This is a genomic window from Streptomyces sp. SS7 (assembly GCF_037993025.1).
In the GTDB taxonomy this organism is placed as follows: Bacteria; Actinomycetota; Actinomycetes; order Streptomycetales; family Streptomycetaceae; genus Streptomyces.
Map to the genome: position 1 here is coordinate 8,040,136 of NZ_CP141223.1, position 20,265 is coordinate 8,060,400.

At 71.7% G+C, this 20,265-nt stretch carries 20 protein-coding genes and 1 tRNA gene; 17 read left to right on the top strand and 4 right to left on the bottom strand.

The window, feature by feature from the left end:
- Positions 1 to 51: 51 nt before the first annotated feature.
- On the top strand, positions 52 to 498 hold the full coding sequence (locus tag U5640_RS36990; protein WP_340382934.1) for an SRPBCC family protein: 447 nt from the start codon (positions 52 to 54) through the stop codon (positions 496 to 498).
- A gap of 39 nt (positions 499 to 537) precedes the next feature.
- Positions 538 to 609 (top strand) — tRNA-Val (locus tag U5640_RS36995).
- A gap of 54 nt (positions 610 to 663) precedes the next feature.
- On the opposite strand, the gene U5640_RS37000 is transcribed toward U5640_RS36995, so the two are convergent.
- Positions 664 to 1,389 carry a 3'-5' exonuclease gene (locus tag U5640_RS37000; protein WP_340382936.1) on the bottom strand — a complete coding sequence of 242 codons (726 nt, stop codon included), beginning with the start codon at positions 1,387 to 1,389 and terminating at the stop codon, positions 664 to 666.
- A gap of 215 nt (positions 1,390 to 1,604) precedes the next feature.
- Between U5640_RS37000 and U5640_RS37005 the strand changes: the two genes are divergently transcribed.
- The 3 genes from U5640_RS37005 to thrS all read left to right on the top strand — a co-directional run bounded on the left by U5640_RS37005 (position 1,605) and on the right by thrS (position 5,501).
- Entirely contained in the window at positions 1,605 to 2,171 is a 567-nt protein-coding gene (locus U5640_RS37005) for a DUF4365 domain-containing protein (protein ID WP_055633424.1), read from the top strand.
- Positions 2,168 to 3,394, top strand: coding sequence for a hypothetical protein (locus U5640_RS37010; RefSeq protein WP_340382938.1), 1,227 nt, complete (start codon positions 2,168 to 2,170; stop codon positions 3,392 to 3,394). Before U5640_RS37005 ends, U5640_RS37010 begins: the two co-directional genes overlap by 4 nt.
- Before the next feature lie 130 nt (positions 3,395 to 3,524).
- Positions 3,525 to 5,501, top strand: a complete 1,977-nt coding sequence (gene thrS, locus U5640_RS37015) for a threonine--tRNA ligase (RefSeq protein ID WP_340382940.1) — start codon at positions 3,525 to 3,527, stop codon at positions 5,499 to 5,501.
- A gap of 28 nt (positions 5,502 to 5,529) precedes the next feature.
- Here the strand turns inward: thrS and U5640_RS37020 are convergent, their stop codons facing one another.
- A complete protein-coding gene (locus U5640_RS37020; RefSeq protein WP_340382942.1) occupies positions 5,530 to 6,198 on the bottom strand; it encodes an ion channel in 669 nt (222 codons plus the stop codon).
- Positions 6,199 to 6,265: 67 nt separating this feature from the next.
- Here U5640_RS37020 and U5640_RS37025 point away from each other — a divergent pair, with 67 nt between their 5' ends.
- Positions 6,266 to 6,823, top strand: a complete 558-nt coding sequence (locus U5640_RS37025; RefSeq protein WP_340382944.1) for an HIT domain-containing protein — start codon at positions 6,266 to 6,268, stop codon at positions 6,821 to 6,823.
- Positions 6,824 to 6,943: 120 nt separating this feature from the next.
- Here the strand turns inward: U5640_RS37025 and U5640_RS37030 are convergent, their stop codons facing one another.
- The gene (locus U5640_RS37030; protein ID WP_340382946.1) at positions 6,944 to 8,596 is read right to left on the bottom strand and encodes a hypothetical protein; all 1,653 of its coding nucleotides are present in this window, start codon (positions 8,594 to 8,596) and stop codon (positions 6,944 to 6,946) included.
- 186 nt (positions 8,597 to 8,782) lie between these two features.
- Entirely contained in the window at positions 8,783 to 10,978 is a 2,196-nt protein-coding gene (locus U5640_RS37035; protein ID WP_340382948.1) for an elongation factor G-like protein EF-G2, read from the bottom strand.
- A 292-nt stretch (positions 10,979 to 11,270) separates the two neighbouring features.
- On the opposite strand from U5640_RS37035, the gene U5640_RS37040 reads away from it, so the two are divergent.
- The 11 genes from U5640_RS37040 to yajC all read left to right on the top strand — a co-directional run bounded on the left by U5640_RS37040 (position 11,271) and on the right by yajC (position 20,232).
- Complete coding sequence (locus U5640_RS37040; RefSeq protein ID WP_340382950.1) at positions 11,271 to 12,011, top strand: CDP-alcohol phosphatidyltransferase family protein; 741 nt, start codon at positions 11,271 to 11,273, stop codon at positions 12,009 to 12,011.
- The gene (locus U5640_RS37045; RefSeq protein WP_340382952.1) at positions 12,008 to 12,928 is read left to right on the top strand and encodes a phosphatidylinositol mannoside acyltransferase; all 921 of its coding nucleotides are present in this window, start codon (positions 12,008 to 12,010) and stop codon (positions 12,926 to 12,928) included. Before U5640_RS37040 ends, U5640_RS37045 begins: the two co-directional genes overlap by 4 nt.
- Complete coding sequence (locus U5640_RS37050) at positions 12,925 to 14,097, top strand: glycosyltransferase family 4 protein (RefSeq protein WP_340382954.1); 1,173 nt, start codon at positions 12,925 to 12,927, stop codon at positions 14,095 to 14,097. Before U5640_RS37045 ends, U5640_RS37050 begins: the two co-directional genes overlap by 4 nt.
- Positions 14,098 to 14,165: 68 nt before the next feature.
- Positions 14,166 to 14,708 carry a hypothetical protein gene (locus tag U5640_RS37055; protein WP_340382956.1) on the top strand — a complete coding sequence of 181 codons (543 nt, stop codon included), beginning with the start codon at positions 14,166 to 14,168 and terminating at the stop codon, positions 14,706 to 14,708.
- Positions 14,709 to 14,837: 129 nt separating this feature from the next.
- Positions 14,838 to 15,743 carry a pyridoxal 5'-phosphate synthase lyase subunit PdxS gene (pdxS, locus tag U5640_RS37060; RefSeq protein WP_067250098.1) on the top strand — a complete coding sequence of 302 codons (906 nt, stop codon included), beginning with the start codon at positions 14,838 to 14,840 and terminating at the stop codon, positions 15,741 to 15,743.
- 5 nt (positions 15,744 to 15,748) lie between these two features.
- A complete protein-coding gene (gene pdxT, locus U5640_RS37065; protein ID WP_340382959.1) occupies positions 15,749 to 16,354 on the top strand; it encodes a pyridoxal 5'-phosphate synthase glutaminase subunit PdxT in 606 nt (201 codons plus the stop codon).
- 77 nt (positions 16,355 to 16,431) lie between these two features.
- The gene (locus tag U5640_RS37070) at positions 16,432 to 17,184 is read left to right on the top strand and encodes a YebC/PmpR family DNA-binding transcriptional regulator (RefSeq protein ID WP_067250093.1); all 753 of its coding nucleotides are present in this window, start codon (positions 16,432 to 16,434) and stop codon (positions 17,182 to 17,184) included.
- 105 nt (positions 17,185 to 17,289) lie between these two features.
- Entirely contained in the window at positions 17,290 to 17,820 is a 531-nt protein-coding gene (gene ruvC / locus U5640_RS37075; RefSeq protein WP_340382962.1) for a crossover junction endodeoxyribonuclease RuvC, read from the top strand.
- Positions 17,817 to 18,422 carry a Holliday junction branch migration protein RuvA gene (gene ruvA, locus U5640_RS37080; protein WP_340382964.1) on the top strand — a complete coding sequence of 202 codons (606 nt, stop codon included), beginning with the start codon at positions 17,817 to 17,819 and terminating at the stop codon, positions 18,420 to 18,422. The genes ruvC and ruvA overlap by 4 nt, the downstream gene beginning before the upstream one ends.
- Before the next feature lie 36 nt (positions 18,423 to 18,458).
- Positions 18,459 to 19,526, top strand: coding sequence for a Holliday junction branch migration DNA helicase RuvB (gene ruvB / locus U5640_RS37085; RefSeq protein WP_340382966.1), 1,068 nt, complete (start codon positions 18,459 to 18,461; stop codon positions 19,524 to 19,526).
- Between the two features lie 181 nt (positions 19,527 to 19,707).
- On the top strand, positions 19,708 to 20,232 hold the full coding sequence (gene yajC, locus U5640_RS37090; RefSeq protein ID WP_340382968.1) for a preprotein translocase subunit YajC: 525 nt from the start codon (positions 19,708 to 19,710) through the stop codon (positions 20,230 to 20,232).
- Positions 20,233 to 20,265: the final 33 nt, after the last annotated feature.

The following is a 20,265-nucleotide window of genomic DNA, read 5'->3' on the forward strand; positions in this document are numbered from 1 at the left end:
CAACGTACTCAAATGCCGTCCGGCGGGCCCCCGTACCGGCACACTCACCCCATGGATCGCACCCGCTACCGCTTCCTCAGCCTGTGGGCGCTGCCCGCGCCGCCCGCCGCCGTGTACGCCGAGCTGGAGCGGATCGAGGACTATCCGCGCTGGTGGCGCCAGGTCCGCGAGGTGAACCGGCTCGACGGCACCACCGGGACCCTGCGCATCCGCTCGTTCCTGCCGTACGACATCACCTGCACCGTGCGCGAGACGCGCCGCGACCCGGCGGCGGGCCTCCTGGAGATCGCGGTCTCCGGCGACATCGAGGGCTGGGCCCGCTGGACGCTCACCGCGGGCGGCCCCGGCACCCTCGCCCGCTACGAGCAGGTGGTCGAGGTGCACAAGCCGCTGCTGAGACGGTTCGCCCTGCCCGGGCGCCCGCTGTTCCGGGCCAACCACCGGCTGATGATGCGGGCCGGGCGGCGCGCACTGGCCGCCCGTCTGCAAGCGGTTTGAAGGAAGCGTGCGGGGACCTGTATTGTTCAGTGCGTTCCCGGGCGATTAGCTCAGTGGGAGAGCGCTTCGTTCACACCGAAGAGGTCACTGGTTCGAACCCAGTATCGCCCACCGGGAAAGAGCCGGTCCGCCTGTCGCGGGCCGGCTCTTCGCGTATCCACCCCCCTAGGCCGCCGCCGGCAGCTCCGGGCGGACGGGCCAGGACGTGTCCACCGTCTCCGGGTTCCCGCTGCGCGCGAACCACGCCTGCAGACCGCGCGCCTGCGCCGCGAACCACGTCGTCTGCAGCGCGTGCAGCTCCGCGGGGGAGAGCCGCTCCAACCGCGCCGAGAAGCGCCGGCCCACGGCCCGCACGACCTCCAGCGCGGCCAGCGCGTCCGCCGCCGCGTCATGCGCGTCGGCCAGTGACACGCCGTAGTGCCCGCACAGGTCGGTCAGCGTGCGCCGGCCCTTGCGGTAGCGGTCCAGGTGCTTGTCCAGCACCCGGGGGTCCAGCACCCGCAGCGGCGCCGGTTCCAGCCAGTGCCCGAGCGACGAAGCCCGGTGCCGACGCAGCTCGCGGTCCAGCAGGGTCAGATCGAACGGCGCGTTCATCACGACCAACGGCCGTCCCGCCGCCGCCTGTTCGGCGAGCAGCTCGGCTATCTCGAACATCACCGGCGCCGGCCAGCGGCCGTTGCGCTGGAGATGGTCGTCCGTCAGCCCGTGCACCGCCGTCGCCTCGGCGGGCACCGGCACGCCCGGGTTCACCAGCCAGCGGCTCACCCGCGGCCGTGCCCCCGGCGCGTCCTGGACGACGAGGGCGGCCGACACTATCCGGTCGGCCTCCACGTCGACGCCCGTCGTCTCCGTGTCGAATGCGGCCAGCGGGCCCTCGTACCAGTACGACATACCAACACAACCCCTCGTTCACCCACGGCAGCTGACGCACCGTCTTCTGCCCGTTTGGTGATACCCGGGCTGTTTGCGCCGTACGCCGGAAGGACACAACAGGAGTACGGGTCTTTGCAGTTCAGCGGCCCGCGGCGGGATTCTCACCGGGGTTCACCCGGCATGTCGTTCGGCCCGGTTCCGGGCATCTCTCTTGTCGTGGAAGGCAGTTGGTCATGGCGATAGCGCAGCCCGAGCGGGGCGGGCTGCTGCCCGAACAGACGGGCCCCCATCGCGGCACACTCGCCACCACCGCCTGCATGGAGACACTGCAGGTCGGGTACTTGCACGCGGTCGCGGCGGCCGCCGGCTGCTCGCTGTCCCAGCCGTTCCCGGACAACGGCATCGACTGGCACGTCAGTCACAGCGCACCCGGGCACACCGTGGACGACGAGGTCACCATCAAGGTGCAGCTCAAGGCCACCTACCAGATACCGCCCGGTCCGCCGGGCCGGTTCTTCTCCTTCACCCTCGACAACGACCACCTGCGCAAGCTCGCCCGCACCCCGGTGTCGGTGCACAAGATCCTGGTCGTGATGATCGTGCCCCGCTCGCAGGACCAGTGGCTGCGCGCCGGACACGACCGCCTCGACCTGCGGCACTGCTGCTACTGGGTCAATCTGGCCGGCCACCCGATCACCGGGCGGACCCGGACCACCGTGCGGATACCGACCTCACGCATCTTCGACGACCGGGCCCTGTGCGAGATCATGACGCGGGTCGGGACGGGAGGCAGACCATGACCCACCGGCCCCTCGACGAGCCTGTGAGGGCGGTACGCCCGCACCCGGAGGTCTGCTGGGACCGGGCCCCCGAGCCCGGCGAGGTCGACCCGGCCGTCCTCGGCGCCCTGCTGCGCCGCCACGGCTGGCAGCGGCGCGGCGGCGCCGCCGGACGCTACGGCCGCTGGACCCCACCCGGGCCCGGCGCGGGCGGCACGAGTCTCCTCGTCCCCGAGAGCCGGGCCTTCCCCGACAGCGACGACCTGCTCGGCGAGGCGCTCCAGGCGCTCGCCCGCAGCGGCACGCCCTCCGCGCGCGAGGTGCTCGTCGCTCTCGCCGTGCCCAGCGACGAGATCCGCTGGTGGCGCGACACCCCGCACGGACCCGCCGGGGCCGCGCCCTGGACGGTCGAGGAACAGCTGCGCGGCGCCGCCCGCCAGATGCTCCTCGCCGGCGCGCTCGCCACGCGCGCGCGGGCCGGCTACTACGGTGCCCGGCACCGCAGGGCCGCCTCCGCGCTGCTCGACCAGGTCCTGGTCGGCTCCGGGGCGGGCGGCCGCCGACTGACCGCCTTCGTGCCGGCCGCATCGATCCGCCCCCTCGCCGTCCGTCTCCACCAGGCCCTCTACGCCGTCCGCGAGGCCATCGACTACCAACGGGCCACCGGCGGCATGGACGCCTTCGACGGCGCCGTGGAGGCCGGGGCGAGCCGTGAGCTCACCGACGCGTTGATCGCCCTCGTCCGCGGCACCGAGGGCGCCCGGGTCGGGGTGGAGTGGTCCCCGGCCGCCGGAGTGCCCGAGGACTGCGCCGCCACCGACGAGCCCGTCGAGTTCTCGCCCGGCGACCTGCCCGTGCTGCGCGAGGCCGGCGCCCGCTATCTGCGCGAGGAACCCGCCGTGTCCGTGCGGATCACCGGCACCGTGGTCCGGCTGCGCAGGTCGGGGCCGCGCGGCGAGGGCAGCGTACGGCTGCGGGTGCTCGCCGGCGCCGAGATCCCGCACGTCCGGATCACCCTCGACGAGGAGGACTACCGCACCGCCGGACAGGCCCACCTCGTCGGCCTGCCGGTGCGGGTGCAGGGGCGGCTGGAGAGCCGGGGCGGCTTCCGCAGGCTCACCGGTGCCTGCGGCGTCGTACCCGTCCAGGTCGACGACGCCGAACGGGACCGGCTGATGAAGTCCCTCCAGGAGCACCTCGACTTCTTCGAGGAGGCGTGCGGCGGGGAGGACGACGGGGACTGAGGCCCCCGCGGCCCGCGGTGGCCGCGGGGGCCGCTGACCGTTTCGCGGTCGGCGGGTGCGGGTCGGTACGATCCCGTCATGCGCGCGCTCCCGGTATGGCGCCGCACCCACCTGCAGTCAGGAGAGACCGGTGTCAGACGTCCGTGTGATCATCCAACGCGATTCCGAGCGGGAAGAGCGCACGGTGACGACGGGCACCACGGCCGCCGACCTCTTCGCCGGCGAGCGTTCCGTCATCGCCGCGCGCGTGGGCGGCGAGCTCAAGGACCTGTCGTACGTGCTCTCCGACGGCGAGCAGGTCGAGGGCGTCGAGATCTCCTCCGAGGACGGCCTGAACATCCTGCGCCACTCCACCGCGCACGTGATGGCCCAGGCCGTGCAGGAGATCTTCCCCGAGGCCAAGCTCGGCATCGGCCCGCCGGTCAAGGACGGCTTCTACTACGACTTCGACGTCGAGAAGCCGTTCACGCCCGAGGACCTCAAGGCCGTCGAGAAGAAGATGCAGGAGATCCAGCGGCGCGGCCAGCGCTTCGCCCGCCGGGTCGTCACCGACGAGGCCGCCCGCGAGGAGCTCGCGGACGAGCCGTACAAGCTGGAGCTGATCGGCCTCAAGGGCTCCGCCTCCTCGGACGACGGCGCGGACGTCGAGGTCGGCGCCGGTGAGCTGACGATCTACGACAACCTCGACGCCAAGACCGGCGAGCTGTGCTGGAAGGACCTCTGCCGCGGTCCCCACCTGCCCTCCACCCGCCTCATCCCTGCGTTCAAGCTGATGCGCAACGCGGCCGCCTACTGGCGCGGCAGCGAGAAGAACCCCATGCTCCAGCGCATCTACGGCACCGCCTGGCCGTCCAAGGACGAGCTGAAGGCGTACCTCGACTTCCTCGCCGAGGCCGAGAAGCGCGACCACCGCAAGCTGGGCGCCGAACTCGACCTGTTCTCCATCCCCGAGCAGATCGGCTCCGGCCTCGCCGTCTTCCACCCCAAGGGCGGCATCGTCCGCCGGGTGATGGAGGACTACTCGCGCCGCCGCCACGAGGAGGAGGGCTACGAGTTCGTCTACACCCCGCACGCGACGAAGGGGAAGCTCTTCGAGACGTCCGGGCACCTGGACTGGTACGCCGACGGCATGTACCCGCCCATGCAGCTCGACGAGGGCGTGGACTACTACCTCAAGCCCATGAACTGCCCGATGCACAACCTGATCTTCGACGCGCGGGGCCGCTCCTACCGCGAGCTGCCGCTGCGCCTGTTCGAGTTCGGGACCGTGTACCGGTACGAGAAGTCGGGCGTGGTGCACGGTCTCACGCGCGCGCGGGGCTTCACCCAGGACGACGCGCACATCTACTGCACCCGTGAGCAGATGTCGGAGGAGCTCGACAAGACGCTCACCTTCGTCCTCGGCCTGCTGCGCGACTACGGCCTGACCGACTTCTACCTGGAGCTGTCCACCAAGGACCCGGAGAAGTTCGTCGGCTCCGACGAGGTCTGGGAGGAGGCCACCGAGACCCTCCGTCAGGTCGCCGAGAAGCAGGGCCTGCCGCTGGTGCCCGACCCGGGCGGCGCCGCGTTCTACGGGCCGAAGATCTCCGTCCAGACCAAGGACGCCATCGGCCGTACCTGGCAGATGTCGACCATCCAGCTCGACTTCAACCTGCCCGAGCGCTTCGACCTGGAGTACACCGGGCCGGACGGCGCCAAGCAGCGCCCGGTGATGATCCACCGCGCCCTGTTCGGCTCCATCGAGCGGTTCTTCGCCGTGCTCCTGGAGCACTACGCGGGCGCCTTCCCGGCCTGGCTGGCGCCGGTCCAGGCGCTCGGCATCCCGATCGGTGACGGGCACGTGGAGTACCTGGAGAAGTTCGCCGCGGCCGCCCGCAAGCAGGGGCTGCGCGTCGAGGTCGACTCCTCCTCCGACCGGATGCAGAAGAAGATCCGCAACGCCCAGAAGCAGAAGGTGCCCTTCATGGTCATCGCGGGCGACGAGGACATGTCGAACGGCTCGGTGTCCTTCCGCTACCGCGACGGCTCGCAGGAGAACGGCATCCCGTTCGACGAGGCCATCGCGAAGATCGCGAAGGTCGTCGAGGAGCGCGCGCAGGTCTGATCCGGCCGGACACGGGCCCCCGGGGAGTTCAGCTCCCCGGGGGCCTCTCGCCGTCCGGGCGCTCCCCCTCCAGCGCGAACACCTGGACCAGCCACGACGAGAACGAGCCCGTCACCGCGCCCAGCAGCGCGAGCCCGCACGCCATCAGGCCCACCGCGATCGCCCGGCCGCCGGCCGTGACCGGGACGACATCGCCGTAGCCGACCGTGGTCAGCGTCGCGCAGGCCCACCACAGGGCGTCCCCGAAGCTGTGCATCTCGGTGCCGGGCGCCCCCCGCTCCCGGTCGTAGACGGCGAGCGAGCACGCGAAGCCGAGCAGCACCGTCGTCAGCCCGGCATACGTGATCACGCGCGCGTACAGCGACAGGCGGGGCTCCCCGTGCCGGTGCTGGACGGCCTCGTACACCTTGACCACCCGCAGCGGGCGCAGCAGGGGCAGCACGACGACCACCGTGTCCAGCTTGTGCGTGGTGACGAACCGCAGCCCCTGTCCGCTGAGCCGCCAGCGCACCCCGTAGTCGGCGGCGAACAGCGCCCAGGTGAAGGAGAGCACCGCCGTGCACAGGTCCCGCCAGACGCCCGGCAGCCCCTGGGCGAGTACCAGGACCGCGTACATGGCGAGGAACAGCAGCGACGCGAAGGCGAGGGGGATCTCGGTGCGCTGCTCCCAGCGGGCCTGACGGCTGACTTCGTCCATCGGCCCAGCTTCGCCTGCCGGGCTTTTCCCGCAACCCCGGCGACACGCCGCGAACGGGCGAAGCCATATGCTGCCTTGCATGACGAGTGAGCCGGAGCAGCAGATCGGAGTGGGGACGCAGGACGCGTTCCAGCGCCTGTGGACGCCCCACCGGATGGCCTACATCCAGGGTGAGAACAAGCCGACCGGCCCGGGGGCCGGCGACGGCTGCCCCTTCTGCTCGATCCCGGCGAAATCCGACGAGGACGGACTGATCGTCAAACGCGGCGAGCACGTCTACGCGGTGCTCAACCTCTACCCGTACAACGGCGGCCACCTGATGACCGTCCCCTACCGGCACGTCGCCGACTACACCGAGCTGACCGGACCGGAGACCGTCGAGCTGGCCGAGTTGACCAAGCAGGCGATGACGGCCCTGCGGACCGCGTCCGGCGCACACGGCTTCAACATCGGCATGAACCAGGGGACCGTGGCGGGCGCGGGCATCGCCGCCCATCTCCACCAGCACCTCGTGCCCCGCTGGGGCGGGGACACGAACTTCATGCCCGTGGTCGGCCACACGCGCGTCCTGCCGCAGCTGCTGGCGGACACCCGGAAGATGCTGGCGGAGGCCTGGCCGGCGTGAGTGCCGGCCCGTCCGGCATCTGAGGACGAGCCCCTTCAGGGCCGAAGCGGGGGTCCGGGGGCGCAGCCCCCGGGCCGGCCGGCCGGAGCACCCGCACGGCTCGGCGCGACCGCCGGAGGCTCACGCGTCGTACGTGTCGGCCTTGCGCGGGGACACTTCCTGCACGCCGCCGCTCAGCACCGACGAGCGCGAGCTGAACTTCTCCAGGTCCACGTCGTGCTCCTTGAGGACCCGGAACGCGGCCCGGTGCACCGCGCGCAGCACCGGCGTGGCCGTGCGCAGCGCGTCGTCGGCCATGAAGCGGTGCCGCCAGGGCTGGTCGGCCCAGGCGTGCCGCAGGCCGAACGGCTCGGGCAGGCCGATCGAGCCGCCGAGCCACTTCAGCAGCGGCGGGTACCAGCTGATCGTGGCCCGTGCGGCCAGCCGGACCACCTCGTCGGCGGTGATCAGGGGCAGCTTGATCGTCCGCGTCTCCCAGAAACGGACGGTCTTGGCCACCTCCTTGGTGGGGGCCTCGGGCTTGCTGCTGAACAGACCGTTGACCGGGCCCAGCGCATGGCCGGTGACCTCGATGCGCAGGGTCTCCTTGAGCACGGTCACGGTGACCATCATGGTGAGGACCAGGTTGCCGTTGTACAGATGGGGCCACTGGACGCCCAGGTAGTGCCGGTCGCCGCCGTCGAACTGATTGGCGTTGCAGATGTCCTCCACGGCCCTCGGCTTGACCTGGTAGGCCTCGACGTCGGTCCCTTCGGGCCGGGTGACCTCCTTGGCGCCCTCGCCGACATGCGTGACGATCCAGTGCCGTACCTGCGGCTCGGGGAAGCCACCGGTCTTCAGCCGCTGGCGGTGCAGCACGGTCAGCTCCTCGTGGATGGCCCGGACGACCGTCCAGCTGCGGAACTCGTGGACGCCCTTCACCGGGTCGACCGGTGTCAGCTCCTCCGCCAGGGACCACGAGCCCCAGCGGGTGCCCATGCCGAGTATTCCCTTGGGGCCGGCGTAGAAGACCGAGTTGGACTGCTGCTCGGCGCTGAGCCGGGCCAGGGACTGGCGCAGCTGCTCGGCCGCGGCCTGGTCGGGGCTGGTCGGCACCGCCTCGGGGACCTTCGCGCCGATGCTGCCGCCGGACAGCAGGCCGCCCCAGCGCTCGCGCAGGTCCTTCGCTGTGCGCTCGCAGACCCGCTTGGCCAGGAACCAGCCGGCCACCGGGGCCACGACACAGCCGCGCGTGTACCACCCCCAGAAGCCGGTGAACGGCATCCGGACCAGGAAGATCACGGCGAGGGCGGCGACCGCGACGAGCAGTCCGGTGCCGAGTCCGGAGATCCGCTTGTTGTCCGTCCTCGCCATGCCCGCCCGGAGCTGGAAGACGAGCAGCCACACCAGCAGTCCGGGCAGGAAGAGCACCCCGCACAGCAGCATGATGCCGGTCAGCGTGATGTCGCGCTGGCGGCGGATGCGGGAGGCCGCGAGGCAGTGCTCGACGACGACCTGGGGCTCGCTGCCGAAGGACTGGATCAGCGGCTTGCGGCCGACGCCCAGCATGCGGTCGATCACCGCCTGGGAGTACGCCTCACCGAAGTTGGGGCGGAAGATCTTCGCCCACTTGCGGCCCTCGTTGACCGTCGACTGGTGCCATTCGTTGTCGGCCTTCTTGATCTCCTCCATCGGCGTGTCCCGGTACGCCGCCGAGGCGAGCGCGAGCGTCGGGCCCTGCCCCGCTCCGCCCGTCCGGGGCACCTGTGGCCCGAAGAAGTCCTCCACGGTCATTCCCGCCCCCACTCGCCGCGATCCCGCTCCTGCGGCCTTCCCGACTTCCGTACTCCGCACACCTGTTGATCAGGTCATCAGCGTATCCCCAGCCACCGACATCCGTCGGCGGACGGCCGAAGCCGCCCGCCGAACCGGAGGATCACCTTCCCCTCTGTTCACTTGCGACTGACGTCGCCTCAACCGTCAACCGGCCGCCGCCTGTTGCCGCACCTTCTCGGCCACCTGCGCGGGCATCGGCTCGTGGCGGGCGTACGCACGGTGGAAGCGCGCCGTGCCGTGCGACAGCGAGCGCAGGTCCACCGCATACCGGCCGATCTCGATCTCGGGCACCTCGGCCCGTACGAGAGTGCGCCCGCCGGCCGTCTGCTCGGTGCCCAGGACCCGCCCGCGCCGCCCCGACAGATCGCTCATCACCGCGCCCACGTAGTCGTCCCCGACCAGCACGCTCACCTCGGCGACCGGCTCCAGCAGATGGATCCGCGCGTCGGATGCCGCCTCGCGCAGCGCCAGCGCGCCCGCCGTCTGGAACGCGGCGTCGGAGGAGTCCACCGAATGCGCCTTCCCGTCGAGCAGCGTGATCCGCACGTCGACCAGCGGATGCCCGCCCACGACCCCCTTGGCCGCCTGCGCCCGCACGCCCTTCTCGACCGACGGGATGAACTGCCGCGGCACCGCGCCCCCGACGACCTTGTCCACGAACTCGATGCCCGCCCCGCCCGGCAGCGGCTCCACCTCGATCTCGCAGATCGCGTACTGCCCGTGCCCGCCGGACTGTTTCACGTGCCGCCCGCGCCCGGCCGACCGGTCGGCGAACGTCTCCCGCAGCGAGACCCGGTGCGGTACGACGTCCACCTGGACGCCGTAGCGGGCGCGCAGCCGCTCCAGGGCCACGTCCGCGTGCGCCTCGCCCAGGCACCACAGCACCACCTGGTGGGTGTCCTGGTTCTGCTCCAGGCGCATCGTCGGGTCCTCGGCGACCAGCCGGGCCAGGCCCTGCGAGAGCTTGTCCTCGTCGGGCTTGCTGTGCGCCTGGATGGCGAGCGGCAGCAGCGGGTCGGGCATCTGCCAGGGCTCCATCAGGAGCGGGTCGTCCTTCGCGGAGAGCGTGTCACCGGTCTCCGCGCGGCTGAGTTTCGCCACGCACGCGAGGTCGCCCGCGATGGCGTGCGTCAGCGCCCGCTGCTGCTTGCCGAACGGCGCGGACAGGGCACCGACGCGCTCGTCGACGTCGTGGTCCTCGTGCCCGCGGTCGGCCATGCCGTGCCCCGAGACGTGCACCGTCTCGTCGGGGCGCAGGGTGCCGGAGAAGACCCGCACCAGCGAGACCCGGCCGACGTACGGGTCGGACGAGGTCTTCACCACCTCCGCGACCAGCGGCCCGGCGGGGTCGCACGGCTTCAGTTCGCGCGGCCTGCCGTCGACCGTGGTCACCTGGGGCGCCTCGCGCTCCAGGGGTGTCGGGAAGCCCCGGGTGATCAGCTCCAGCAGCTCGACCGTGCCGATCCCCTGCCGGGCGCCCTCGGCTGCGGGAGCGGCCGCCAGGACGGGGAAGAACGTGCCGCGCGCCACGGCCCGCTCCAGGTCCTCGATCAGCGTCTTGACGTCGACCTGCTCACCGCCGAGATAGCGGTCCATGAGGGTCTCGTCCTCGCTCTCGGCGATGATCCCCTCGATCAGCCGGTTGCGGGCCTCCTCCAGCTCCGCCAGCAGGTCCTCGCCCGGTTCGGACTCCTTGCGCTCGCCCGAGGAGTAGTCGAACAGCTTGCGCGAGAGCAGCCCGGTCAGCCCGGTCACGGGCGCGTGCCCGTCGGGCGCCTGGGGGCCGTGCAGCGGCAGGTACAGCGGGAGCACGGCGTCCGGGTCGTCGCCGCCGAACGCCTGGGCCAGCAGCGGGGTCAGCTCCCCGAAGTCCGCGCGGGCGGCCTCCAGGTGCGTGACGACGATGGCGCGCGGCATGCCGACCGCCGCGCACTCCTCCCACACCATGCGGGTCGAGCCGTCCACGCCGTCCGAGGCCGAGACGACGAAGAGGGCCGCGTCCGCGGCGCGCAGACCGGCCCTGAGCTCTCCGACGAAGTCGGCGTATCCGGGGGTGTCCAGCAGGTTGATCTTGATGCCGTCCCACTCGACCGGCACCAGGGAGAGCTGTACGGAACGTTGCTGCCGGTGCTCGATCTCGTCGTAGTCCGAGAGGGTGCCGCCGTCCTCCACGCGGCCCGCCCGATTCACGGCTCCCGCCGTCAGCGCGAGAGCCTCCACCAATGTCGTCTTGCCCGATCCGGAGTGGCCGACCAGCACCACATTCCGTACGGACGCGGGATGGTCGGCCGCCGTAGCCCTGCCGGCGGCTCCGGGGTGGTTGTGTGCCTTGTCGCCCATTTCTTGCCTCCCGTGCACGGTGAGGTCCTTGGGGGCGCGGGCACGACGGCCCCGCGTGCGATGGCGGCTCCGGCGACGCCCGCGGTCCTTCGAGCTTTCCACTCCCGTCACCGCGCGTCCATACGGCGGACCGCAACCCGGCGGGACGGCCGCGACCGGGCCGTGACCCGGATGCCGTCGTGCTGTGACACGGGGTGCGGGTGCCCGGCCGTCGCACACACGCGCGCGTGGCTACGATGGGCCAGCCGGTGGCCAGCAGGGGCCGCGCGGCCAACCGAACCTCGGGAAGGCCATGCTGAACAAGTACGCGCGTGCGTTCTTCACGCGTGTCCTCACGCCGTTCGCCGCATTTCTGATCAGGCGGGGCGTCAGCCCCGACACGGTCACGCTGATCGGCACCGCCGGTGTGGTCGCGGGAGCGCTGGTCTTCTACCCCAGGGGAGAGTTCTTCTGGGGCACGGTCGTGATCACGCTCTTCGTGTTCTCCGACCTCGTCGACGGCAACATGGCCCGCCAGCTCGGCCGGTCCAGCCGCTGGGGCGCCTTCCTGGACTCCACCCTCGACCGGGTGGCCGACGGCGCGATCTTCGGCGGCTTCGCCCTCTGGTACGCGGGCAACGGCGACGACAACGTCCTGTGCGCCGTCTCGATCTTCTGTCTGGCCAGCGGCCAGGTGGTGTCCTATACGAAGGCCCGTGGCGAATCGATCGGCCTGCCGGTCGCCGTCAACGGGCTCGTCGAGCGGGCCGAACGCCTGGTGGTCTCCCTGGTCGCGGCCGGGCTCGCGGGGCTGCACACGTTCGGCGTGCCGGGCATCCAGTACCTGCTGCCCGTCGCCCTGTGGATCGTGGCCGTCGGCAGCCTGGTCACGCTGATCCAGCGGGTCGTCACGGTCCGGCGGGAGTCGGCCGAGGCGGAGGCCGCGGCGGCCGCGGAGACCACCCCGGTCACGGTCACGGACACCGCGGAGACCACGCAGGCCACGGAGGACGCCGACCCCACGCAGACCCGGGGGAGCGAGGCCGCGAAGTGAGCCCCCGGGAGCGGCTGACCGACGCGCTGTACGGTCTCGGCTGGAGCACCGTGAAGAAGCTCCCCGAGCCGGCCGCGGTGCGCCTCGGGCAGACCGTCGCCGACCTGGCCTGGCGCAAGCGCGGCACGGGCGTACGGCGACTGGAGAGCAACTACGCGCGCGTGGTGCCGGACACGAGTCCCGAGCGGCTCGCCGAGCTCTCGCGCGCGGGCATGCGCTCGTACCTGCGCTACTGGATGGAGTCGTTCCGGCTGCCCGCGTGGAGCGAGGCGCGGATCAGGGCCGGCTTCGACCCCAAGGACGTCCACCACCTCACCGACGGCATCGCCTCCGACCGGGGCGTCGTCCTCGCCCTGCCCCACATGGCGAACTGGGACCTCGCCGGCGCCTGGGTCACCACCGAGCTCCGGACCCCGTTCACCACGGTCGCCGAACGACTCAGGCCGGAGTCCCTGTACGACCGTTTCGTCGCCTACCGCGAGGGCCTCGGCATGGAGGTCCTGCCGCACAGCGGCGGCAGCGCCTTCGGCACCCTGGCCCGGCGGCTGCGCGACGGCGGGCTGGTCTGTCTGGTCGCCGAGCGCGACCTGTCCGCCTCGGGCGTCGCGGTGGACTTCTTCGGCGACATCGCGACGATGCCCGCGGGGCCGGCCCTGCTCGCCCAGCAGACCGACGCCCTGCTGCTCCCCGTCACGCTCTGGTACGACGACTCGCCCGTCATGCAGGGCCGCGTCCATCCCCCGATCGAGGTACCCCGGTCAGGTACGCGGGCCGAGAAGACGTCTGTCATGACACAGGCCCTGGCAGACGCCTTCGCCTCGGGCATCGCCGACCATCCGGAGGACTGGCACATGCTTCAGCGGTTGTGGCGCGCGGATCTCGACCCCGCGCGTCGGGGTCCCGGGGGGACCGCATGAGGATCGGCATCGTCTGCCCGTACTCCTGGGACGTGCCGGGCGGCGTCCAGTTCCACATCCGCGACCTCGCCGAGTACTTCATCCGGCTCGGTCACGAGGTGTCCGTCCTCGCCCCGGCGGACGACGACACCCCGCTGCCGCCGTACGTCGTCTCGGCCGGCCGCGCGGTCCCGGTGCCGTACAACGGCTCGGTGGCCCGGCTCAACTTCGGCTTCCTCAGCGCCGCGCGCGTACGCCGCTGGCTGCACGACGGCTCCTTCGACGTCATCCACATCCACGAGCCGACGTCCCCCTCCCTGGGCCTGCTGGCCTGCTGGGCGGCGCAGGGCCCCATCGTGGCGACCTTCCACACCTCCAACCCGCGCTCGCGCGCGATGATCGCCGCGTACGCGATCCTCCAGGCCGCCCTGGAGAAGATCAGTGCGCGGATCGCGGTCAGCGAGTACGCCCGCCGCACGTTGGTGGAGCATCTCGGCGGGGACGCGGTCGTCATCCCCAACGGCGTCGACGTCGACTTCTTCGCCCGGGCCGAACCCAAGGCCGAGTGGCAGGGCGGGACGATCGGCTTCGTCGGCCGGATCGACGAGCCCCGCAAGGGCCTGCCGGTGCTGATGAGGGCACTGCCGAAAATCTTCGCCGAGCGGCCCGGCGCCCGGCTGCTGATCGCCGGCCGAGGCGACGCGCAGGAGGCGGTGGCCGACCTCCCGAAGGAACTGCGCGCGCGGGTGGAGTTCCTCGGCATGGTCAGCGACGAGGACAAGGCCCGCTTCCTGCGCAGCGTCGACCTGTACGTCGCCCCCAACACCGGCGGCGAGAGCTTCGGCATCATCCTCGTCGAGGCCATGTCGGCGGGCGCGCCCGTCCTCGCCTCCGACCTGGACGCCTTCGCCCAGGTCCTCGACCAGGGCGCGGCGGGCGAGCTGTTCGCCAACGAGGACGCGGACGCGCTGGCCGAGGCGGCCGTACGGCTCCTGGGCGACCCGCAGCGCCGCGCGGAGCTGCGGGAGCGGGGCAGCGCCCACGTCCGCCGCTTCGACTGGTCGACCGTCGGCGCGGACATCCTGTCGGTGTACGAGACGGTCACCGCGGGCGCGGCGGCGGTGGCCGCCAGCGACGACGACCGAAGCGGCCCGGGCCTCAGGGCCCGCCTGGGCCTGGCCCGCGACTGATCGCCCGGGGTGTCGGCGCGCGACCGTGCGGGTCCGTGCGGGAGGGGGTGCCGATAGCCTTGCCGACCGTGACCGCAACCCTCATCTGGGCCCTCGTCGTCCTCGTCGCGATCGGCCTGTACCTGAGCTGGACGGCGGGCCGCCTGGACCGCCTGCACTCCCGCATCGACGCCGCCCGGGCGGCGCTGGACGCGCAGCTGCTCCGCCGGGCGTCCGTCGCCCAGGAGCTGGCCACCTCGGGGGTCCTCGACCCGGCCGCCTCGATCGTGCTGTACGAGGCGGCGCACGGCGCACGGCAGGCCGAGGAGGAGCAGCGGGAGGTCGCCGAGAGCGAGCTGAGCCAGGCCCTGAGGGCCGTCTTCGCGGACAGCCAGCAGGTGGAGGCGGTGCGCGAGGCGCCCGGGGGAGAGGCGGCGACCCATGAGCTGACCGAGGCCGTCCGCCGGGTCCCCATGGCCCGCCGCTTCCACAACGACGCCGTCGGTGCCGCCCGCCGTCTGCGCGAGCACCGCAAGGTCCGCTGGTTCCGGCTGGCCGGCCACGCGCCGTTCCCGATGGCCTTCGAGATGGACGACGAGGCGCCCGCCGCCCTCGCCGACCGCGCGGCCTGACGCCGCTCCTCGACGCGTCCGGGCCGAAAACGATCCACCGCCTTCCCATTGGCCCTTGCTGCGGACTGTTCCCCTCCCGTTTCCTCGGTGATTGCACAATCCCCTCTTCCCTTTCCAGTGAGGTCACCCGTGTCCACCACCGAGAACCAGGCTCCCGAGACCGGCACCGCGCGCGTGAAGCGCGGCATGGCCGAGCAGCTCAAGGGCGGCGTGATCATGGACGTCGTCACGCCGGAGCAGGCGAAGATCGCCGAGGACGCGGGCGCCGTCGCCGTCATGGCCCTCGAGCGGGTCCCGGCCGACATCCGCAAGGACGGCGGCGTGGCCCGGATGTCCGACCCCGACATGATCGAGGGCATCATCGAGGCCGTCTCGATCCCGGTCATGGCCAAGTCCCGCATCGGCCACTTCGTCGAGGCCCAGGTCCTGCAGTCCCTCGGCGTCGACTACATCGACGAGTCCGAGGTCCTCACCCCGGCCGACGAGGTCAACCACTCCGACAAGTGGGCCTTCACCACGCCGTTCGTCTGCGGCGCCACCAACCTGGGCGAGGCCCTGCGCCGGATCGCCGAGGGCGCCGCGATGATCCGCTCCAAGGGCGAGGCCGGCACCGGCAACGTCGTCGAGGCGGTCCGCCACCTGCGCCAGATCAAGAACGAGATCGCCCGGCTGCGCGGCTACGACAACAACGAGCTGTACGCCGCCGCCAAGGAGCTGCGCGCCCCGTACGAGCTGGTCAAGGAGGTCGCCGAGCTCGGCAAGCTCCCCGTCGTGCTGTTCTCCGCCGGTGGCGTGGCCACCCCCGCCGACGCCGCGCTGATGCGCCAGCTCGGCGCCGAGGGCGTCTTCGTCGGCTCCGGCATCTTCAAGTCCGGCGACCCGGCCAAGCGCGCCGCCGCCATCGTGAAGGCCACCACCTTCTACGACGACCCGAAGATCATCGCGGACGCGTCCCGCAACCTGGGCGAGGCCATGGTCGGCATCAACTGCGACACCCTCCCCGAGGCCGAGCGCTACGCCAACCGCGGCTGGTAGTCCCGATGAGTACTCCTGTCATAGGCGTCCTGGCCCTCCAGGGCGACGTACGGGAGCACCTGATCGCCCTGGCCGCGGCCGATGCCGTGGCCAGGCCGGTCCGGCGCCCCGAGGAACTCGCCGAGGTGGACGGCCTGGTCGTCCCCGGCGGCGAGTCCACCACGATCTCCAAGCTGGCCGTCCTGTTCGGCCTGATGGAACCCCTCCGCGCGCGCGTGCGGGCCGGGATGCCCGTCTACGGCACCTGCGCCGGTCTGATCCTGCTCGCCGACAAGATCCTCGACCCGCGCTCGGGCCAGGAGACGATCGGCGGCATCGACATGATCGTGCGCCGCAACGCCTTCGGACGCCAGAACGAGTCCTTCGAGGCGGCGGTGGACGTGCGGGGTGTCCCGGGCGACCCCGTGGAGGGCGTCTTCATCCGCGCCCCCTGGGTGGAGTCCGTCGGCGCCGCCGCCGACGTGCTCGCCGAGCACGACGGGCACATCGTCGCGGTCCGCCAGGGCAACGCGCTCGCCACGTCCTTCCACCCGGAACTGACCGGCGACCACCGCGTGCACTCCCTGTTCGTCGACATGGTGCGCGCGAACCGTACGGCGGAGTCCTTGTAGGATCTCGGGGGGTCCCCCCGGGTCCTCGGGGCCCGGGGAGTTCGTTATGTGGATGGTTACGCGAAGGAGACAGGCAGATGTCCGGCCACTCTAAATGGGCTACGACGAAGCACAAGAAGGCCGTGATCGACGCCAAGCGCGGCAAGCTCTTCGCGAAGCTGATCAAGAACATCGAGGTCGCGGCGCGCATGGGCGGTGTCGACCTGGAGGGCAACCCGACCCTCTACGACGCCGTGCAGAAGGCCAAGAAGCAGTCGGTGCCGAACAAGAACATCGACTCCGCGATCAAGCGCGGCGGTGGTCTCGAGGCCGGCGGTGCCGACTACGAGACGATCATGTACGAGGGTTACGGCCCGAACGGTGTCGCGGTGCTCATCGAGTGCCTCACCGACAACCGCAACCGCGCCGCCTCCGACGTCCGCGTCGCCATGACCCGCAACGGCGGCTCCATGGCCGACCCGGGCTCGGTGTCGTACCTCTTCCACCGCAAGGGCGTCGTCATCGTCCCCAAGGGCGAGCTGGGCGAGGACGACGTCCTGGGCGCCGTCCTGGACGCGGGCGCCGAGGAGGTCAACGACCTCGGCGAGTCCTTCGAGGTGCTCAGCGAGGCCACCGACCTGGTCGCGGTCCGCACCGCCCTGCAGGAGGCCGGCATCGACTACGACTCGGCCGAGGCCAACTTCGTCCCGACCATGCAGGTCGAGCTGGACGAGGAGGGCGCCAAGAAGATCTTCAAGCTCATCGACGCCCTCGAGGACAGCGACGACGTGCAGAACGTCTTCGCCAACTTCGACGTCAGCGACGAGGTCATGGAGAAGGTCGACGCCTGAGCCGACGCTCACGCTCGAACGGGCCGACGGGACACACCCGTCGGCCCGTCGCGTTGTCAGTGGTACCGGATAGCCTGCACAAACAGGTGGTCGAGGGGAGGGCGTGTGCGGGTACTGGGGGTGGACCCGGGACTGACCCGGTGCGGTGTCGGCGTCGTCGAGGGGGTGGCGGGCCGCCCGCTCACCATGCTCGGCGTGGGAGTCGTCCGCACCCCCGCCGACGCCGAGCTCGGCCGGCGCCTGGTGGCCGTCGAGCAGGGCATCGAACAGTGGCTCGACGAGTACCGCCCCGATTTCGTCGCCGTGGAGCGGGTCTTCAGCCAGCACAACGTGCGTACGGTCATGGGCACCGCCCAGGCCAGCGCCGTCGCCATGCTGTGCGCCGCCCGCCGCGACATCCCCGTCGCCCTGCACACCCCCAGCGAGGTCAAGGCCGCCGTCACCGGCAGCGGCCGCGCCGACAAGGCCCAGGTCGGCGCCATGGTCACCCGGCTGCTCCGGCTCGCCGCGCCCCCCAGGCCCGCCGACGCCGCCGACGCCCTCGCCCTCGCCATCTGCCACATCTGGCGCGCCCCCGCGCAGAACCGACTCCAGCAGGCCGTCGCCCTGCACACATCGAAAGGCCGTACGGGATGATCGCCTTCGTGAGCGGACCGATCGCCGCCCTCGCCCCCGACTCCGCGGTGGTCGAGGTGGGCGGCATCGGCATCGCCGTCCAGTGCACGCCGAACACCCTCGCCGGCCTGCGGACGGGCCAGCAGGCCAGACTGGCGACGTCCCTGGTGGTCCGCGAGGACTCCCTCACGCTGTACGGGTTCGTGGACGACGACGAGCGCCAGGTCTTCGAGCTGCTCCAGACCGCGAGCGGGGTCGGACCCCGGCTCGCGCAGGCCATGCTGTCGGTGCACGCGCCCGACGCGTTGCGCCGAGCCGTGTCCACCGGTGACGAGAAAGCGCTGATCGCCGTCCCCGGCATCGGCAAGAGGGGCGCCCAGAAGCTGCTGCTGGAGCTGAAGGACCGTCTCGGCGAGCCGATCGGCGCCCCCGTGGTCGGCGCCCCGGTCACCCAGGGCTGGCGCGACCAGCTGCACGCCGCCCTGATCGGCCTGGGCTACGCCACCCGCGAGGCCGACGAGGCCGTGGCCGCGGTCGCCCCGCAGGCCGAGGCCGTAGACGGCACCCCGCAGGTCGGCCTGCTCCTCAAGGCCGCCCTCCAGACGCTCAACCGCGCCCGCTGACCCCGCACGCCGACCCACACCCCCCGAGGCACATCAATGAACTGGGACGACCCGACCGACACCGACGCCGAGCGGCTGGTGGGCTCCGTCGCCGACCGCGAGGACCAGGCCGTCGAGGCCGCCCTGCGCCCCAAGGACCTGGGTGAGTTCATCGGCCAGGAGAAGGTGCGCGAACAGCTCGACCTCGTCCTGCGCGCCGCCCGCGCGCGCGGCGCCACCGCCGACCACGTGCTGCTCTCCGGCGCCCCCGGCCTCGGCAAGACCACCCTCTCCATGATCATCGCCGCCGAGATGGGCGCCCCCATCCGGATCACCTCCGGCCCCGCCATCCAGCACGCCGGCGACCTCGCCGCGATCCTCTCCTCCCTCCAGGAGGGCGAGGTCCTCTTCCTCGACGAGATCCACCGCATGTCCCGGCCCGCCGAGGAGATGCTCTACATGGCCATGGAGGACTTCCGCGTCGACGTCATCGTCGGCAAGGGCCCCGGCGCCACCGCCATCCCCCTCGAACTCCCGCCCTTCACCCTGGTCGGCGCCACCACCCGCGCGGGCCTGCTGCCGCCCCCGCTGCGCGACCGGTTCGGCTTCACCGCGCACATGGAGTTCTACGAGCCCGCCGAGCTCCAGCGCGTCGTCCACCGTTCCGCCCATCTGCTCGACGTCGAGATCGACCCCGCCGGCGCCGCCGAGATCGCCGGCCGCTCCCGCGGCACGCCCCGGATCGCCAACCGCCTGCTGCGCCGGGTCCGCGACTACGCGCAGGTCAAGGCCGACGGTGTGGTCACCCGCGACATCGCCTCGGCCGCCCTCGCCGTCTACGAGGTCGACGCCCGCGGCCTCGACCGCCTCAACCGCGCGGTCCTCAAGGCGCTGCTGAAGCTGTTCGGCGGCGGCCCGGTCGGTCTCTCCACGCTCGCCGTCGCCGTGGGCGAGGAACGTGAGACCGTGGAAGAGGTGGCCGAACCGTTCCTCGTGCGCGAGGGACTGCTCGCCCGCACCCCGCGGGGACGAGTGGCCACCCCGGCCGCCTGGGCGCACCTCGGCCTCACCCCGCCCCGCACCGCCACGGCAGGAAACGGACAACAGGACCTGTTCGGGACCTGAGCGGTTCATCGGCGGGGGCAATGGCGGGGCCAGGAACCCAGGTGCCATGCTGAGCGTTGTTCCATGCACGCGGACTCGCTTAGACTCCGCCGATGCCGCGTTTGTCGGCAGCACACAACCAACCAACCCCCATCCATCAGGCCGCTCAGCCATCGCGGTCGCATGAAGGAAGTTCCAACCCGTGAGTCCTTTGACCCTCCTGCCGTTCATCGTGCTCATCGGGGCCATGTTCCTGATGACCCGGTCGGCCAAGAAGAAGCAGCAGCAGGCCGCCGACATGCGGAACCAGATGCAGCCCGGCAGTGGCATCCGCACGATCGGGGGCATGTACGCGACGGTCAAGGAGGTCAGTGACGACACGGTCCTCCTCGACGCGGGCCCGGGCGTGGAACTGCTCTTCGCGAAGAACGCGATCGGGGCCGTCCTGACCGACGACGAGTACAACCGCATCGTCCACGGCATCGAGCACGACCTGAAGTCCGACTCCGACGTCGTCCCCGACGACGCCTCCTCCCTCACCGACCCCGCCGACGCCGACGAGTCCGCCGACGAAGCTGCCGCCGCCTCCGACGACAAGTCCGTCGACCTCGGCAAGAAGGGTGCGTCCGACGAGGACGCGGTGAAGGCCGACGAGCCCGAGGCCCAGCAGGCCGAGGCCGACGAGGAGCCGAAGAAGACCGACGGCGACTCCGACGCGAAGAAGTAGTCACGCCCCCGGAGCCCACGGATCACATCCGTG

Bases quoted from the DNA above. Each gene is read 5' to 3' on its own strand.
- U5640_RS36990 (WP_340382934.1), top strand. From the start codon at position 52: ATGGATCGCACCCGCTACCGCTTCCTCAGCCTGTGGGCGCTGCCCGCG.
- U5640_RS37005 (WP_055633424.1), top strand. From the start codon at position 1,605: ATGGCGATAGCGCAGCCCGAGCGGGGCGGGCTGCTGCCCGAACAGACG.
- U5640_RS37010 (WP_340382938.1), top strand. From the start codon at position 2,168: ATGACCCACCGGCCCCTCGACGAGCCTGTGAGGGCGGTACGCCCGCAC.
- U5640_RS37000 (WP_340382936.1), bottom strand. From the start codon at position 1,389: ATGTCGTACTGGTACGAGGGCCCGCTGGCCGCATTCGACACGGAGACG.
- pdxT (WP_340382959.1), top strand. From the start codon at position 15,749: ATGAGTACTCCTGTCATAGGCGTCCTGGCCCTCCAGGGCGACGTACGG.
- U5640_RS37050 (WP_340382954.1), top strand. From the start codon at position 12,925: ATGAGGATCGGCATCGTCTGCCCGTACTCCTGGGACGTGCCGGGCGGC.
- ruvB (WP_340382966.1), top strand. From the start codon at position 18,459: ATGAACTGGGACGACCCGACCGACACCGACGCCGAGCGGCTGGTGGGC.
- U5640_RS37070 (WP_067250093.1), top strand. From the start codon at position 16,432: ATGTCCGGCCACTCTAAATGGGCTACGACGAAGCACAAGAAGGCCGTG.
- U5640_RS37040 (WP_340382950.1), top strand. From the start codon at position 11,271: ATGCTGAACAAGTACGCGCGTGCGTTCTTCACGCGTGTCCTCACGCCG.
- U5640_RS37025 (WP_340382944.1), top strand. From the start codon at position 6,266: ATGCTGCCTTGCATGACGAGTGAGCCGGAGCAGCAGATCGGAGTGGGG.
- U5640_RS37020 (WP_340382942.1), bottom strand. From the start codon at position 6,198: ATGGACGAAGTCAGCCGTCAGGCCCGCTGGGAGCAGCGCACCGAGATC.
- ruvA (WP_340382964.1), top strand. From the start codon at position 17,817: ATGATCGCCTTCGTGAGCGGACCGATCGCCGCCCTCGCCCCCGACTCC.
- U5640_RS37035 (WP_340382948.1), bottom strand. From the start codon at position 10,978: ATGGGCGACAAGGCACACAACCACCCCGGAGCCGCCGGCAGGGCTACG.
- U5640_RS37030 (WP_340382946.1), bottom strand. From the start codon at position 8,596: ATGACCGTGGAGGACTTCTTCGGGCCACAGGTGCCCCGGACGGGCGGA.